The following is a 16,993-nucleotide window of genomic DNA, read 5'->3' as shown; positions in this document are numbered from 1 at the left end:
CTTTACTACCCCTTTATTATGTAGTCTATTTGTTACAGCACCTTTGCTGTTTTTGAAGATAGTAAGCTGTACCAACCTGCAACAGTTGGACGTTCTGCTAAATCTGCAAACGTGATTTCTTTCCCTTCACGACGCCACTTCTCTACTAAACTCATAATTCTGACCGAATCAAGCCCTCTATTTAATAAGTCCTCATCAATATCAATACTCTCTACTGGCTCACGAAGTAGTTGTGCAACTAGTTCATGTACTTCCTGTATAGTGGTTCCTTCACTCTCATCACCTTTTACACTTTGTAAAACTTTTAACAGTAGGTTTGTTGATGTCGTTACTGCGCATCTATTAGATGCATACTCCAATGCTTGTTTATGATGCTCTAGTGAAAAATCAGCAACTGCATCTGCTACAAAGAACGGCTCTATACCATCCATAAATGCTTCACAAGCTGTTAAAAGGCATCCAATATGCGCATAAATACCGCAAATAATGAGTTGATCTCTTCCTTGTTCATTTAAAATTTCTAATAGATTTGTCTTTTTAAATGCACTATATCTCCATTTTGTTAGGAATATATCATCTTCATCAGGAGTAAGTTCATCAACAATTTTCTTTTTATCTGGTCCAGCAGGAATACCGTCACCCCAAAAGTCTTGTAATAAACCTCTTTGTTCTAACGTTTGCCCACCAGGTTGCGCTGTATAAACAACTGGTATACCAAGTTCCTTACATTTTTCTCTTATCATTTTAATATTTGAAATGAGTTCTACTTTTGGTGATTCTTTATCGCTATATGCATCAAGAAAATATTCTTGCATGTCATGAATTAAAAGTACTGCACGTTTCGGGTCTGGTGTCCAATTCACTTTATTTTTTGGTAGTTCTGATTCAATTGGCATTTTATATACTGAAATAGATGGGATAGCCATCTAATCACTTCCTTCCGGTTTTTATTATTGTTTTACTGTAATAAGTTTTTCAGCAATGACTTTACGTAGTTCTTTTTTGCTGACTTTTCCGACTCCTGTTTGCGGGAATGATTCAATAAATTCAATTCGATCTGGAATTTTATAAGCCGCTATACCACGTTCTCTTAAGAACATTTTTAATTCACTTACAGTTGGAACTTGTCCGCGAGCTATAACAAAAGCACAGGTGCGTTCACCTAAATAATCGTCAGGCATAGATACAATTGCTACATCATGTACTGCATCATGTGCTAATAGATGATTTTCAACCTCTTCCGCAGCAACTTTCTCACCACCACGATTAATTTGATCTTTATCTCTTCCTTCTACAACGATGTAACCTTGTTCATTTACTTTTACAAGATCACCTGTGCGATAAAATCCATCCTTTGTAAATGATCGTGCATTATGCTCTTCCGCTTTATAATAACCACGAATTGTATATGGACCTCGTGTTAATAAACTACCTACTTCACCCGGTTTTACATCGTTATCATTTTCATCAACAACCCTTACTTCATCGGATGTAGACATCGGTCTACCTTGTGTATGAATAATGATTTCTTCCGGATCATTTAATCTTGTGTAATTTACTAGCCCTTCTGCCATACCAAACACTTGCTGTAACGTACATCCAAATGTAGGGCGAATACGCTTCGCAACTTCGGCACTAAATTTCGCACCACCTACTTGAATCACTTGCAAGCTCGATAAATCGTTATTACGGGAAGATGCAGCATCAAGCCAAATCATTGCTAATGGTGGAACGAGCGCTGTAATCGTCACTTTTTCTTTTTCTATAAGAGCAAATGCCTCGTCTGGACTCCCTCCAGTTGCCAACACTACCTTTCCACCCGCATAGAAAGTTCCAAATGTTCCTGGAGAACTCATTGGGTAATTGTGTGCTACTGGAAGAACTGCCATATAGACACTTTCTGCATTTAAATTACAAATTTCAGCACTAACACGTAAACTATAAATATAGTCATCATGTGTTCTAGGAATTAATTTAGAAAGTCCTGTTGTCCCTCCTGATAATTGAAGAAACGCAACATCACTTGGCTGAACTTCTGGTAATGAGACGGGATCCATATACAGATCATTTATGTTCACAAACTCTTCTTCTTCTCCCACTACAATTACATGTTGTAAAGTTGGCACTTTCTCTTTCACTTCTCTTGCTAGTTTTCGATAATCAAAACCGAGAGCCTTATCTGAAATAACGTAAGCGCTCGCCTCGCCAAACTCACAAAAATAACTAATTTCACTGCTTCGATGTGAAGGTAGCGCAAAAACAGGAAGCGCTCCAATTCGAAATAGTGCAAAACATATTTCGAAAAACTCTATAATATTAGGTAACTGGATTACAACTCGGTCTTCTTTCTTTATTCCTACATTCAGTAAACCTGAAGCTAAGCGATCTACCTTTTTATCAAGTTCACTATACGTTATATGTGTATTACCGCTTACAACTGCAATCTGATCTCCATATTTTTCAGCACGCTCTCTTAACACTCCGCCAAATGTTTCACCAAGCCAACACCCTTCTTCTCGGTAACGATCGACGAATTCTTTTGGCCATTCCGTATAACCTGTTAACATTCTTTCTTCCCCCTATTTTTCATTCAACGAATTATCTCTTAACCCTAAAGCCTTCAGCATTGTTTGGAACTTAGCTGATGTTTCTGCTAGCTCATCTTCTGGTTTTGACTCAGCAACAACTCCAGCTCCTGCATATAAACGAAGTGTATTCTCTTGCACTTCCGCACAACGAATTGTAACAATCCATTCGCCATCTCCATTTAGATCGCTCCACCCTAACATTCCTGTAAAGAATTCACGGTCAAATGGCTCAATTTTTTGAATAGCCTCTCTTGCTGCTTCCATTGGAGTTCCGCAAACTGCTGGCGTAGGATGGAGAGCAATTGCTAATTGTAAAGAAGAAGTATTTGGATTCTTAAGTTCACCTTTCACTTCGGTAGACAAATGCCACATTGCTTCACTATGAATAACTGATGGTTTTTCTGGCACATGCAATGTATGACAGTACTGACGAAGCGCAGCAGCAACCGCTTCAACTACTACCGCATGTTCATGTAAATCTTTTGGTGAAGAGAGTAATTCCTCTGCTCTTCTTTTATCTTCAGCTGGATCGTCACTTCTTGGTCTTGAACCAGCTAATGGATTAGAAACGACTTGCATACCACTACGTGAAACAAGCAATTCCGGGCTTGCTCCAATTAATGTCTTATTGTTCTCGTTTTCATCTTTCGGTAAATTCACAGCAAATGTATAACCGTGCTTATTATGCTCTGCTAATTCGCGAAGTAGTTTTTGTTTATCAATCTTCTCTGAAGATTTAACATCTAACGATCTAGATAGAACGATTTTCTTTAAATCTCCATCCTGAATTTTTTCAATCCCTTGCTTCACACCATTCATATAAACTTCAGGGTCTGGCACTGGCTTCATTTCAAATGTTACGTTCTCATTTATTTCAAGCTGATTTGTTGTATCTAATTGTAAACGCTCAGAAATTCTGCTATATTCTGGTACGATAAGTTGGACTTCTTTTCTACGATCAAATGGCAAAGCACCCACAACGATAGGATTTGGATTTCCAGCTTGTTTCGCATTACTTAATGTCGCTTGCACAAGCTCTGGGAAACTTTCAATTTCACGATGCTTTACTGTAGTAAACTCTCCTTCTGCTAATATCGTTCGAGTTGGTGAAGCGAAAAAGAATGAAGATTCAGTTTTATAATCTTCTAATAATTTTTCTGACAGTTCCTTTACGGCTGTAAGTTCATTCATAGTATGAAAACCTCCTGAATTTTTTATTAAACTCCTAATGTAGCACCGCCATCGACACATAAATTGTGCATTGTAATATGACTCGCTTTATCAGAAGCTAAAAACAATACTGCTTCAGCAATTTCTGAAGGTTGTGCAATTTTTTGTAATGGTATACCGAGTCTATATGTATTTTGAGAACCAGCAATTATATTTTTAGCTCCATTTTCATCAGCCCATAGTAACCTTTGCATTTCAGTTTCAGTAGAACCAGGAGAAACTAAGTTGCAGCGAATATTGTATGATGCAAGCTCTAATCCTAAACATTTCATGAACATTGTCGTTGCAGCTTTTGATGCAGCATACGCAGCCATTTCCATTCTCGGAGTATTTGCTGCATTTGAGCCAACTGTAACAATTGCCCCTGATTTTCTTACCATCATACGATTACTTACCGATCGAGATATATAGAAAACTCCTGTAGTATTTACAGAGAATGTTTTATGCCAATCTTCATCACTTAAAGAGTGAATCGCTCCCATTCGTAAAACTCCTGCGACATTTACTAATATATCTATAGGCGCTATGTCATTTTCAATTCGGTTTACTACCTCTTCAACAGCATTGCTATCACTTACATCTAAATGAAATGTCTTCATACGTGTTTCATATGATGCATCATGATTTAATAACACATTTAGCCCTTCTTCATTTTGATCAACCGCAATAACTGTAGCTCCTCTTTCTAAAAACATTTTTGCTACAACACTACCTATACCTTGCGCTGCACCTGTTACGAAAACGGTTTTCCCATCAAATTCCCCTACGTTCATTTCCTCTATCCTTTCATATAAAAATTAATCTAATGAAACAAATTAAATGATAACGATTTTCATTATCATTGGTAATGTAAAAAATAATACACTTACTAAACTAATTGGTCAAGTGTACTTTTCATCGAAATGAAATTAATTGATAATATTTTTCATTTACTGTTCTTACATCGAAATGATAATGTTTCTCAATAATATTGTCAATCTTTTTTTATTTTTCAGACAAAATTTTTTTATGTTTCTATGCAAGACTACATCTATAAGCATTAAAAAGTACTTTAAATAAAGTGCAACTTTATTCATTGGGGGTTTTACGGGCTGTAATAAAGGATACAAAATAGATCCATAATTCCTTATCATCTTTTTGAAATTCAAAAAGATAACTTGTAGATTTTTTCGCCTACAATGCTTTACCAAAAATTCATTTTTTTCTCAACATTTTTCTGAAAATATTTTATTTTACATCTTTCATTTCTCAATAAATATCCTATGTATAATCTAAGATTAATTTAGATTTTCCTATATTATGCATCCTTTAATGAAATTTCAATATAATCCAAATCGATATTTTACTCGCACTTTTATTCGTATCATTACGTCGATTACAAGGACTTGGCAGAGAAAAATAATTTAAAGAAGTTCATAAAGAAAAAAGCACCCTATTTCATAGAGTGCTTTTTTCTTATCGTAGTGCCATAGAAGGTTTAAATCGTTACGCTACACTGCGATATTCTTCTTCTTTTTCTTTTTTCTTATTAGGTGCTTGAATTAAAATTGCGATAATAAATGACACGACACACAATACTCCGATCACCATGAAAGTTGGTTTAAATCCACCTAGAATTGCACCGATAAAGGAACCTGCAAGCGCTCCAAACCCGAATCCTTGATACACAATTCCGTAGTTTTTACTATGATTTTTCATGCCGAAGAAATCACCAACAATAGCTGGGAAAATAGTGATATTTCCGCCAAAGCAAAACGCTACACTTGCTACACAGACGAAGTAGATACCATAATTTAAATCTACGAAACTTAGGACCAAGACTGAAGTCGCCATAGCAACAAAAGTACCAGTAACGATTTTTAAACGGCCGATTTTATCTGATAACGGTCCTAGAATAATACGACCTAATGTATTGAAGATTGCAACCATAGCCACTGCATTAGCTGCTGTTGTTGCGCTAAGCCCTACAAGTTGAACACCGATGTCTTTTACCATGCCAATTAAGTATAAGCCACTCATACATGATGTAAATAACATAATAAATAATAAGTATACTTGTTTTGTACCTAGCATTTCTTTCGTTGTATATTCCTGCGTTTTTGTTTCATAAACTGCCCCTTGATCAGCAGCTTGATGGATTAAACAAGCGCCAATCACAATCATAGCTGTAACAATTAAACCCCAGTATATAAACGCTTGTGATACACCAACTGATTCAATCAGCTGTGCGTTTATGTATTTAAAGATTAGGCTACCTGAACCATATGCAGAGACAGAAATACCAGCAATTAAACCTTTACGCTCTGGAAACCACTTAATTAAATTCGATAGTGAAGTGATATATGCTGTACCATCTGCATACCCTACGACAACTCCTGCTAATACATAAAGCAATATTAATGAGGAAGCTTGTGAACTAAGTATTAATCCTAGTCCTAATGCTAGTCCAGCTATCATAATGAGTTTACGAAGTCCCCATTTTTCTTGCAATTTACTCGCAAACAAAGTTGAAAACGCTAAAGAAAGGCTTGTAATCGAGAAAGTTATAGCAACAGCGTTCAGACTCCAACCAAATTTACTAACTAAAGGCTGATTGAACAAGCTCCAAGTATATATCGTTCCAAGCCCCATTTGTACTATGACTGTACCAAGGACAACAAGCCATGGATTAACAGTTGATTTTTTCATATTATCCCGCCTCCTCCTTCTATTTCAATGCTATTCGCTACATTTGATTTTTTTATGTTCATTTTGTCCACCTCTTTGATTTGACAACTTCATTGTATAAGATGTCTCCGCTTATGTAAGCACTTACAATACAAAGCGTCAAAAATATGAAATCAGTTACAGAAAACAAAGGGTGAAATACAACAAACTGCTTATTAAATACGTAGCAGCTGTTCGTATTGTGTTATATAAGTACGGCTTACAAGTGTTTTTGAAATCTTTTTCATTTAGTGAAACTTTAATCTGTAGGATTTTATTCACCTCTCATTGATTATTAGGCCACACCAATCAGATGTTTACGAGCAGCCCGACTCCCACCTAATTTCTTTGCTCCAGTCAAATTTTGATTACCTTATGCAAACAAAAGGTTTCCTACTTAATTGGATACGAATATATATAACTTCTTTTCGAAGTTTCTGGTTGTTTGCATGAAAAAAACCATTACATTAAAAGTGTAATGGTCACAATTCTATAGTGTCCTCTTTAATCTCAGAATGACTTCTCATCTTTACCTATCTTATTAAAAACTTTACTTTCAAAAATTCGGCCTATATGAATATCTGTTTGACAACCATCTTTGAATTGAAATTTAAATAGTAGAACACAAATGAAATCATTGTCAGCCTTTGTTAATACACGTACTATTTGAATTGAGTTGTTGTATTTTCGTAAATTAAACTGGGCTGTAATAAAACCTTCTCTTTACTATTTAGTAAAGAGAAGGTTTTATTAGGTCAATTCATAAGGCTGATTTTCTTTATACGTTTATAATTGTTTCTTCAAATGTAACGATTGGCTCTACAAATTCCATCATAACGAAAGCGTTTTTAATACGTCTTGTTAAAACTTCTTTTAATTCTGCACACTTTTCTTCTGTAAGTGATTTTACAAATACAAAATTGTGATAATAGACCACACTCTTCTCTTTACTTAAAGGATTTAAAAACATCCCCTCTTTTGTAACGAAAGCGTTAGAATGCCCCGATAGAGTTGAAAGAAACGTCTCTAAAATTTTTATTTCTCTATTTGAAAACTGTTCCTCACAAACTACTTTAATATTCATTTCTGTTATCATTTATATATTCCCCCAACCAATTTTTTCACAAGGGGATAACTATAATACTATTAAAATTTCACGAGACTCCCCTTGCCGTTCAAAAAATTCACCAGAAAACTAGTTTGCTTAACTTTCTTTTTCCCTTTACTCATATGAATCTCTCCTTTCATATATATTACTTCTCCATTTTTAATTGAATACCTTTTTATATTTGAGTTTTTCTATATTTTTAGTCAGATTTATACAGATCATAACTCCATTTCTTTTCATTTCTTATACTATATTCACCTAAATACTATTACTTTTGAGAAACGCTTATTTATACTTATTGAAGAAATTACTTCCTGTACTCCGAAAAACAATGCTGCCTTCCCTATAAAACTTTGCTGATCTACTTTACGTTTAGAGCTACATATTATCTCTCTTTTGATTAATTTGTTTAGCTACATAATTTACATAGAAATATTGGTTCGCCAATTCTGAAAAATTTTACTTTGCATATAATAACCTTAAACAAAATATAACTTTTACCATAGGAGCACTCTATACTTTTCTATTAAATAAAAAAATTTTCATTGATAAACAAAACTAAATATTCACTAATATAACTATCCGTGGTTTAATATATGTAATAAACAAATATTTCTGTCTTTTATAAGGAGGTACTATGAAAGCAAACGTAGGGGATACTATACTTTTTCAACGAAATAATTTAAAGATTACTGGGTCTGTACTAAAACTATATACTGAATCGGTCTTAGTTGAAATTACAGATGTAAGCGGTGGTACTTTTGAATTTGATCGAACGATAGTAAATCATAAAAACTATAAAATTTTAAATGCAAATACATAAAGTAAAACTTTAATCAACCCTCACCAATCGGGCATTTACGGGCAGTTTATCTCCCATCCTAATTTCTTTGCTCAAGCTAAATTTTGAGGTGGAAGTTTCATTGCCCGTTAATGCGTGATAAAACAACACAAAATAGCCTCTGCTCACCAGCAGAGGCTATTTTATATCATAATACTTCATTAGTTTATATATCCTAAAACATTAACAATCTTACTCGCTTTTAAATTATTAATGTGATAATAAATTTCTAAACCCTTTCGCTCAGCTCGTAACACTTTACCTTTCATTTTTGATAAATGTTGCGAAACAGTCGATTGTGGAATATTCAGCAATTCTGTTAATTGTGTTACATTACAAGTTTTTCTAGTACTTAATTCATTTACAATTTGTAATCGGATTGGATGCGCCATAATTTTTAAAATATCTACATCCTCTTCTGAAACTACACTTTTTTTCATTTCACTCGTATATGTTGTCATAAGACATTCCCCTTTTATATGAATTCCTTTTTATTAAGATCCATTTCTACAAAATTCAATACTCCCGCTCAAGACCTTCATATAGAAATAATAGGATCTCAAATTTTCAAAAATAGAACTTACAATTATTCACTTTTTTTATTTATTCATTTATTTATTTGGTACATATACATAATACAATGTTAATATGTGCTCTATGTGAAGTTAGCATAAATTTATGATGAAGATTTATTTAATGACTTGCATCCTACTACGTGCTGGATAGTTTTATGCATTTTGTATCTTCCGCATAAAACTATCCAGTAATCTTAACACATTTTAGGCGTTTGTATATACTATTTACAAAACAATTTGGCAAAGGAGGATTTCATATGCCTACAATGTTACAAGAAGAAATTGAAGAAGCACGTGAGACATATGTCAGTCGTATCATTTTAGTTGGTGGATCAACTCTATTTTTAGTAGGTGGTGTTATATCGGCAATCGTAGCTTTTAAAGCTTATAATCGTTTGGAAAATACACCGCCTTCTTCTGATAATTCATAGGTGAGTTATCAAATTTTGAATAACAAACATACAAAGGCCGCCTCTAAAAAAGAGACGGCCTTTGATTTTTCATAAGTTCTACATTTAATAACGATTAGAACCAGCTTACATACTTTTATTTAAATTCAAATGTAAATAAAACATTTTAAAATATAAACCCTTACTTACATAATAAAATTATGTAACAATTCGAGAAAAGCGTGATTAAATCTTTTAGTATGAACTAAAATTGAACTTACTTCACCACAAACCGAGTCTGACTACAACCATCCTTCTGCTTCGTTACTTCTAATACAGCCGGCATTGCGTTTTTGAGCTCTTGGACGTGTGAAATGACACCGATAAATCGGCCTGATTTTTGTAAGTCAATTAAAGCGTCTACTGCTTTCGTTAATGATTCCTCATCTAATGAACCGAAACCTTCATCGATAAACATCGTTTCAATGGAAATACCACCTTCATACGCTTGAATGACGTCTGCCATTCCAAGCGCCAAGCAAAGCGATGCGTTAAACTTCTCACCGCCAGATAATGTTTTCACATCACGTGTTTGGCCGGTGTATGCATCGTACACATCTAAACCTAATCCACTTTGACGGTTTCTTTTTTCAACTCGCTCACTTCTTTTTAAATAAAATTGCCCATTTGATAATTTTCGTAATCGTTCGTTTGCAATTTGAACAATTTGTTCTAAATACTCAATTAAGATGTAACGCTCGAATGATATGCGACTTTCGTTATCGCCTTTCATTACTTCATATAAATCAACTAGTTCTTGGAAAGCTTTTTCTTCCTCATGAATTTGTTCATCAATACGTCTAATACTTTCATGTAAATCAGAAATATATGTTACAGCGTTTTGCGCACGTTGTCGTTTTTCTTTACTTATATCGAGATTGATTTCTAATTCTTTTATATGCTCACCTAACGATGTAATATCCATAAACTCTTTATCTTTTAATTCAGCATGTAACTCTTCAATTTGTTTTGCAAGTACTTCAAGAGATGAATAGTAACTTTGAATTTCTTTTTGTAACATCTCCATCTCAGCATCATTTAACTTAGCTTCTTTATACGTTAGCTGATCTATAAATCCCCTCTGCTCTAGTTCTTTCATAAAGCGCGAGAGAGTCTCTTCTTTCTTCAATTTTGCACTTTCAAATTGATTAGATGCACCTTCATGTTCTGCTTGAATACGTATATTTTCATTTTGCCAATGTTGATATGCTTCTTGCACTTTCTTCCATTCGTCTTCCATTAACCTAAGTTGTTGCATTGCTTGGTCAAACTGTGCTTTCCAAGCTTGTACTGTTTGTAAGTTATCTGGAATATTTTGCTTATCATGTTCATATGACGTACGAAGTTGCATGCACTCCATTTCTGTACGGTGCTGCAATGTTTCTGCTTCACGCTTTTGTTTCTGAAGTTCATCTACTTTTTCTTCTACACTTTTTATATTCACAGCAATTTGCTTACGCGTTTCTTCGCTTTCTTTTAACGTATTAACTTCTGCCGCTAATTGTTTTCCTTTTTGAACGAGTGCACTGTACGTTTCAACTAATTCATCTGAGTGATACCCTCGTTTCATGACTTCTTCGATCACCTGTTCATATTGTAGTCGATAGAAATTCCATTTCTCCTCTACTTGAACATGTAATTTTTCAGCAACATTTTTCTTGTCTCTTAAATCGTTTAACTCTTTTTCATCGATCGCATTACTTTGCTCTGTCGCTTTTTTCGGATGATTCGTACTACCACAAACTGGACAAGATTCACCATCATGTAAATGAAGTGCTAATATGCCTGCTTGTTCGCTTAGCCAGCGGCGTTCCATATTTTCATATGCACGAACTACCTCTTGCATCTTAGTATATGCTGCTTCTTTTTCTTGCTCGAATTTTTGTTTCTCTTGCCAAACGTCATATGCCTGCTTTAAAACTTTTGCATCTTCTCGCATGTTCGTTAGTTCTTCTACTTTCGCTACATACTGCTCAAGTGCTTGTTCTAATTGCTGTAATTCACCAGACATTCTCTGTTTTTGATTTGTATGCTCTTCTAGTAGTTGATCGAGCTTTTGCATACTTTCTTTTAATCTTCCTAGTTGAATTTCAGCATTTTGTAAATTCAACTTTTTTTCAGCTAATGATGCAATAATTGATTGTAATTCTTCTAATCTTTGAACAAGTTTTTTAGCATCTTCTCGTTCAAGTTCTTTATTTTTTTCTACTTCGTATTTCTGCTGTGCAAGTGTAAAACTGGTTATTATATTCTCTTTTTTTACGATAATCTGCTTTAATAAACTTTCAGCCTTCTGTTCATTTTGCATTGCTTCCTCGTGCCATTGCTCAAATGGTAATAAATGCTTTGCTTGTTCCGCACGTCTAAAAGATGTTTCTTTCCTTTCAATGACTGCACGGTTTTCTTGTAAAGTGTTGTATCTTTCATTCTTTTGTTGTAAATCTGTAAATTTCTCATTTACAGATTTTGCTGCATGAAAACGTGTTTCAGCTTCTTTTAATTGCTTTGTTCGAGCATCTTGTTCTAGTTGTAATTGCGCAACCTCTGTCTTATATGCCGTTGTTTCTTGCTCTAACGCCTCTACTACTTGATGCGTATTTACATGTTCTTGTTCCACTAATGTCTCTAATAATGCTCCATCTCGAATTGGTAGTTTAAATACATTGCGGAAATGTAACTCTCGCTCTTTTTGTTTTTCTTGCAGAACGTCTTTCCATTGTTTTCGTTTTTGATCAAGTAATTCACGCATTAATTTATAACGATCTGTTTTAAAAATACGACGTAAAATCTCTTCTTTGTTTTCTGTCTCAGATGTTAATAGTTTTCGGAATTCTCCTTGTGGTAACATAACAATTTGACTAAATTGATGTTTACTTAACCCAATTAAATCTTCCACTTTTTTGTTTACATCTGTTACATGAAAACGATCAACAGCTGGAATTTTTTCTCCATCCATAACGTCATATAATTCTACTGCATGTCCTGTAATCGTCTTATTTCCTTGTTTTTTATGGCCAAGTTGCCGTTTTATTTCATAGCGCTTCCCTTTTAACTGAAAAGTTAGTTCTACACTTGTATAAACATCATCAGCAGCAAACTGACTTCGAAGCATGCTCGTATCACTGCGTTCTTCCCCACTAGCTTCACCATATAATACGTAACAAATCGCATCAAAAATCGTTGTTTTTCCAGCTCCCGTATTTCCAGAAATGGCGAAGATGCGATGCTCTCCAAGATCATCAAAATTGATTACTTCTGTCTGTTTATATGGCCCAAATGCTGTCATAATTAGCTGAATCGGTCTCATCCTCGTTCACCTTCCCGTTCTTGCACTGTTTGTAATACTTCTACAAATAGACGTTCTTTCTCTTCTGATAAATCTAAGCCTTTCATTTCTTTATAAAAAGCTTTTAAAAGAGATACATCATCCGTTTTATGTCTTGAAACAGTTACTTCATTTGACTCTGTGAACTCTCGCCTTTGAATAGACCTTTCAACATGCATTGCATTTGGATATACAGAGCGTATTTTTTCCATTGGCTGCAAAACAGGATTTTCATCTAATAGTTTTACAAACACGTAATCTTCACTTACCGGATGTTGTAATAATTCATCTATTTTCGCTTCTACTGTTCGCATTTTACGACGTGGTGTAAGTAATCTTTTTTCAATTGTTGTTTCACCCTTTTCGTCCAGTTCCACGATATAATATCCTTTTTTATGTTTTTCTTCAGAAATAGAATATGCAAGTGGCGAACCTGAATATCGAATTGTCTCATTACGTACGAAATGCGCTTGATGTAAATGTCCAAGCGCTGTGTAATGAAATTTATCAAAATAATGACTATTTACGTATTCAGCACCACCAATTGAAAGCGGACGTTCTGCATCACTTGTATTCTCCTCCGCTTCTCCCGCAGAAGTTACAAATGCATGACCTACAAATACATGTCTTGCTTCTTTATCCATCGTTTCAGAAAGTTCATTCATAAAAATACGCATCGCATCATCATGAGATCGGACGTCTTCGTTTTTCAATACATGTCTAACTATGCTTGGATCCGCATAGGGAACTAGATGGAAGTGAACCTCGCCATATTCATCATTTAATACAATGGGTTCATATGGAAATTGAAATTGTCCCACAATAAATAATCCTTGTTTCTTCATTAAACTACTACCGAAATGTATACGATCTGGACTATCATGGTTTCCTGCAACTGCGATAACTGGTGTTTGTAAATCAATCACTATTTTTTGTAATACATCATTTAATAAGTCTACTGCTTCCGTAGGTGGAATTGCTCGGTCATATAAGTCCCCTGCAATAATTACGGCATCTGGTTTTTCTTCTTCAATAGCTTGTACAAACTGATCTAATACAATCTTTTGATCTTCAGTCATATACACGCCATGAACAAGCTTGCCTAAATGCCAATCCGCTGTATGAAATAACTTCATAATTTCCTTCTCCTTTTAATTTACTGAGTTTAGTGATACGAGTTGATAGTTTACTGTAGTTTTTCCGTTCTCCCACTCTAACTTTTGTATAATCGCACTACCAATTCTTTCTTCATTTGATTTATATAAAGGTAATATTTCTTGAACTGCAAATAAATGATAACCATTCAAGTTTAATTGAAATATGTTTTCTTCCATATGTAATCTTACTTCTTTTTCATTTGAAACTATTTTTGTGTGCATCTCAAATTTCATAATAGATACAACCCCTTCTTATAATCTCTACATTTTAATAGTATAGTGGCTATGCAAGATTGACAAGTACATACACGGTAAAGTACACACTTTTCTGTTGCTATATGTTTTATGTTTTCATTAAAATTACGGTATGTGAAATTTAATGTTATGCAAAAATAAAAATGTCTATTTAGACATTTTTATTTTTGCATATAATCTTTCATTACATAATATAAAATCGTTATTAAAACGCTCGCTACGAAAAATGAAAAAACCACCACAATATACCCATCTTTATTTAATAGAAAACATAAGGAAATAGATACGATAAAAATCGGAAATACGAGACGAACTTTATCCTTTACTTCTTCTGTCGTATCTGTATGATGAAAAAACTGAGTAATCCCTATCATTAATGATGACAAGATAATAACCGACAATAATAAAGGTCCTGGCATTCCGATTTCTCCTTTCTCTATTTCTAATTCCATGTAAACATTCATTATCATTTAAACCATTCTGTTTTCAAGAAATTTTTTACATTTTACACATTTATAATAGCGCTTTTGCCATAATAATTTCAAATAATATCACTTACATTAATAATGTATTATTCATCTTCAACATTCAAAATCCTGCAAAGATAACTCGGCAAAATATGCGTTGAATAAAGTGAAGCATGAATTAATAGGTATGAACAAAACTCCCACTGCCTATCGCTCGTACCTATCAAACTTTTAACAGCCATTCTCTTCTACCTAACTTTCTCGTATTCGTCGAATTTCAAGGTGTGGGCCTTCTTATCCACAAATAGCGGAATAAAATAACACTTACCGTCAACTTTAGACAAAATTTATACAGGACATTTCAATACGTATCAAGAATTAAGAATAAGAAGATATATAAGGGAGGATGAATCATGACTGAAAACGTTTTATTTTCTGTTAGTGAAAACGGCGTTGCATCAATTACTTTAAACCGCCCAAAAGCACTTAACTCTTTATCTTATGATATGTTACAACCAATTGGGCAAAAACTTAAAGAATGGGAGAACGATGAGCGCATTGCAATTATCGTATTAAAGGGAGCCGGAACGAAAGGTTTTTGCGCAGGCGGTGACATTAAAACTCTTTACGAAGCACGTTCAAACGAAGTTGCTTTACAGCATGCAGAACGTTTTTTTGAAGAAGAGTATGAAATTGATACATATATTTATCAATATAAAAAACCGATTATCGCTTGTTTAGATGGAATTGTAATGGGTGGTGGTGTCGGACTTACAAATGGTGCGAAGTATCGTATTGTGACGGAGCGCACAAAATGGGCGATGCCTGAGATGAACATCGGCTTCTTTCCAGACGTCGGCGCCGCATATTTCTTAAATAAAGCACCTGGATATACAGGAAATTACGTTGCTTTAACAGCATCTATTTTAAAAGCTTCTGACGTATTATTTATTCATGCTGCTGATTACTTTATGACGTCTGATTCATTACCAGCTTTTCTAGCCGAACTTGACAACGTAAATTGGCATACTGAAGATGTACATACTCATTTAAAAGCAGTTCTTCAAACCTTTACATCTACTCCTGACTTAGAAAGCAAACTTGCTGCTTCATTAGAGGAAATTAATACACACTTTGCCTTAGAAACGATTGAAGAAATTATCGACTCATTAGAAAAAGGAGATAGCGAATTCGCTTTACAAACGAAACAAATATTATTATCAAAATCTCCAATTTCATTAAAAGTAACTTTAAAACAACTATTAGATGGCAAAGGAAAATCTGTTGAAGAATGTTTCGCTACAGATCTTATACTTGCTAAAAATTTCATGAGACATGAAGATTTCTTCGAGGGCGTACGCTCCGTTGTCGTTGATAAAGACCAAAATCCGAATTATAAATATAAACAGGTAAGCGATGTTTCAGAAGACGACGTAAATCGTTTCTTTAACTTACTTAATGCCTAACAGTGAGGCTATATTTGTAGTGTATTCACCACTACGAATATAGCCTCTTCTTATTTAATATTTTTTAACAAAATTTAATTTTATTAAATTAAATTTTGTGCTACACTAATTTTAATCAAATATTCTAAAAATAAAGAAGGAGGACGAATATGATAGAAAATTATCTTCTTTTCATCATTATGTCTATTTGTCTAATCATTTTACCTGGACCTGATACAGCGATGGCTACGAAAAACACATTAGTTGCTGGTAAAATGGGCGGTGTTAAAACAGTATTCGGTACATGTGTTGCACTTTTGATTCATACTTTAGCTGCTGTAATTGGTCTTTCCGCACTTATTGTAAAGTCAGCTCTTTTATTTTCTATTTTCAAATATGTTGGGGCCCTTTATTTAATCTATATTGGTATTAAAGCTCTATTAGCAGTGAAAAACAAAGAAGGTGTAAATACAAATGATGTATCTATAAATAATGATAAAGAACATACTTCTTGTTTTCGCCAAGGGTTTCTTACGAATTTATTAAACCCTAAAATTGCAGTCTTCTTTTTAACTTTTTTACCACAATTTTTAAATCCAAGTCATAATACATTTATTCAGCTTCTCGTAATGGGTCTTACTTATCTCGTTTTAACAATCATTTGGTTTGCCTTTTATATATTTTTAATTGATAAAATTAGTGCTTTTATGAAGAAACCGAAGACGCAACGTTATATTCAAGGCTTAACAGGAATCGTCTTAATTGGTTTTGGTATTAAACTAGCTTTTGAAAAAAATAATTAACAAGACGAAAACCACCACTATTAATAGTGGTGGTTTTCATTTAA

The 16,993-nt window shown here is 34.0% G+C and carries 15 protein-coding genes; 4 read left to right on the top strand and 11 right to left on the bottom strand.

Going from position 1 to position 16,993, the window contains the following annotated elements; genetic code table 11:
- Nucleotides 1–32: 32 nt before the first annotated feature.
- The 6 genes from JDS98_RS09440 to JDS98_RS09415 all read right to left on the bottom strand — a co-directional run bounded on the left by JDS98_RS09440 (nt 33) and on the right by JDS98_RS09415 (nt 7,620).
- On the bottom strand, nt 33–926 hold the full coding sequence (locus JDS98_RS09440) for an isochorismatase family protein (protein ID WP_199633818.1): 894 nt from the start codon (nt 924–926) through the stop codon (nt 33–35).
- A 24-nt stretch (nt 927–950) separates the two neighbouring features.
- On the bottom strand, nt 951–2,567 hold the full coding sequence (locus tag JDS98_RS09435; RefSeq protein WP_199632331.1) for a (2,3-dihydroxybenzoyl)adenylate synthase: 1,617 nt from the start codon (nt 2,565–2,567) through the stop codon (nt 951–953).
- Nucleotides 2,568–2,579: 12 nt separating this feature from the next.
- A complete protein-coding gene (gene dhbC, locus JDS98_RS09430; protein WP_199633817.1) occupies nt 2,580–3,779 on the bottom strand; it encodes an isochorismate synthase DhbC in 1,200 nt (399 codons plus the stop codon).
- Nucleotides 3,780–3,805: 26 nt separating this feature from the next.
- Nucleotides 3,806–4,591: a 2,3-dihydro-2,3-dihydroxybenzoate dehydrogenase gene (gene dhbA, locus JDS98_RS09425; RefSeq protein ID WP_199633816.1), complete on the bottom strand. Its 786-nt coding sequence runs from the start codon at nt 4,589–4,591 to the stop codon at nt 3,806–3,808.
- 712 nt (nt 4,592–5,303) lie between these two features.
- Nucleotides 5,304–6,506: an L-lactate MFS transporter gene (locus tag JDS98_RS09420; RefSeq protein ID WP_199633815.1), complete on the bottom strand. Its 1,203-nt coding sequence runs from the start codon at nt 6,504–6,506 to the stop codon at nt 5,304–5,306.
- 796 nt (nt 6,507–7,302) lie between these two features.
- Nucleotides 7,303–7,620, bottom strand: coding sequence for a hypothetical protein (locus JDS98_RS09415; protein ID WP_000627296.1), 318 nt, complete (start codon nt 7,618–7,620; stop codon nt 7,303–7,305).
- A 649-nt stretch (nt 7,621–8,269) separates the two neighbouring features.
- Here JDS98_RS09415 and JDS98_RS09410 point away from each other — a divergent pair.
- On the top strand, nt 8,270–8,455 hold the full coding sequence (locus JDS98_RS09410) for a YkvS family protein (RefSeq protein WP_000646787.1): 186 nt from the start codon (nt 8,270–8,272) through the stop codon (nt 8,453–8,455).
- Nucleotides 8,456–8,634: 179 nt separating this feature from the next.
- Here JDS98_RS09410 and JDS98_RS09405 read toward each other — a convergent pair whose 3' ends face one another.
- Nucleotides 8,635–8,934, bottom strand: coding sequence for an ArsR/SmtB family transcription factor (locus JDS98_RS09405; RefSeq protein ID WP_000214792.1), 300 nt, complete (start codon nt 8,932–8,934; stop codon nt 8,635–8,637).
- Nucleotides 8,935–9,305: 371 nt separating this feature from the next.
- Between JDS98_RS09405 and JDS98_RS09400 the strand changes: the two genes are divergently transcribed.
- Nucleotides 9,306–9,479, top strand: a complete 174-nt coding sequence (locus JDS98_RS09400) for a hypothetical protein (RefSeq protein ID WP_001142745.1) — start codon at nt 9,306–9,308, stop codon at nt 9,477–9,479.
- Nucleotides 9,480–9,714: 235 nt separating this feature from the next.
- On the opposite strand, the gene JDS98_RS09395 is transcribed toward JDS98_RS09400, so the two are convergent.
- The 4 genes from JDS98_RS09395 to JDS98_RS09380 all read right to left on the bottom strand — a co-directional run bounded on the left by JDS98_RS09395 (nt 9,715) and on the right by JDS98_RS09380 (nt 14,653).
- On the bottom strand, nt 9,715–12,804 hold the full coding sequence (locus JDS98_RS09395; protein WP_199633814.1) for an SbcC/MukB-like Walker B domain-containing protein: 3,090 nt from the start codon (nt 12,802–12,804) through the stop codon (nt 9,715–9,717).
- Nucleotides 12,801–13,958 (bottom strand): exonuclease SbcCD subunit D, encoded by a 1,158-nt coding sequence (locus JDS98_RS09390; RefSeq protein WP_000765125.1) that lies wholly within the window; start codon nt 13,956–13,958, stop codon nt 12,801–12,803. Before JDS98_RS09390 ends, JDS98_RS09395 begins: the two co-directional genes overlap by 4 nt.
- A 15-nt stretch (nt 13,959–13,973) precedes the next feature.
- On the bottom strand, nt 13,974–14,213 hold the full coding sequence (locus tag JDS98_RS09385; RefSeq protein WP_000667358.1) for a DUF2584 domain-containing protein: 240 nt from the start codon (nt 14,211–14,213) through the stop codon (nt 13,974–13,976).
- Nucleotides 14,214–14,395: 182 nt separating this feature from the next.
- Nucleotides 14,396–14,653 (bottom strand): hypothetical protein, encoded by a 258-nt coding sequence (locus JDS98_RS09380; RefSeq protein ID WP_002093761.1) that lies wholly within the window; start codon nt 14,651–14,653, stop codon nt 14,396–14,398.
- A gap of 461 nt (nt 14,654–15,114) precedes the next feature.
- Here JDS98_RS09380 and JDS98_RS09375 point away from each other — a divergent pair, with 461 nt between their 5' ends.
- Together JDS98_RS09375 and JDS98_RS09370 are read left to right on the top strand one after the other, a co-directional pair.
- Entirely contained in the window at nt 15,115–16,167 is a 1,053-nt protein-coding gene (locus tag JDS98_RS09375; protein WP_097956762.1) for an enoyl-CoA hydratase/isomerase family protein, read from the top strand.
- Between the two features lie 149 nt (nt 16,168–16,316).
- Nucleotides 16,317–16,949, top strand: coding sequence for a LysE family translocator (locus JDS98_RS09370; protein WP_000572350.1), 633 nt, complete (start codon nt 16,317–16,319; stop codon nt 16,947–16,949).
- The last annotated feature ends 44 nt before the right edge of the window (nt 16,950–16,993 follow it).

Source organism: Bacillus cereus group sp. N11 (genome assembly GCF_016483605.1).
GTDB classification, from domain to species: Bacteria; Bacillota; Bacilli; order Bacillales; family Bacillaceae_G; genus Bacillus_A; species Bacillus_A toyonensis.
Note: the sequence above shows the minus strand (reverse complement) of the source record. Positions and strands in the feature narration are given on the sequence as shown.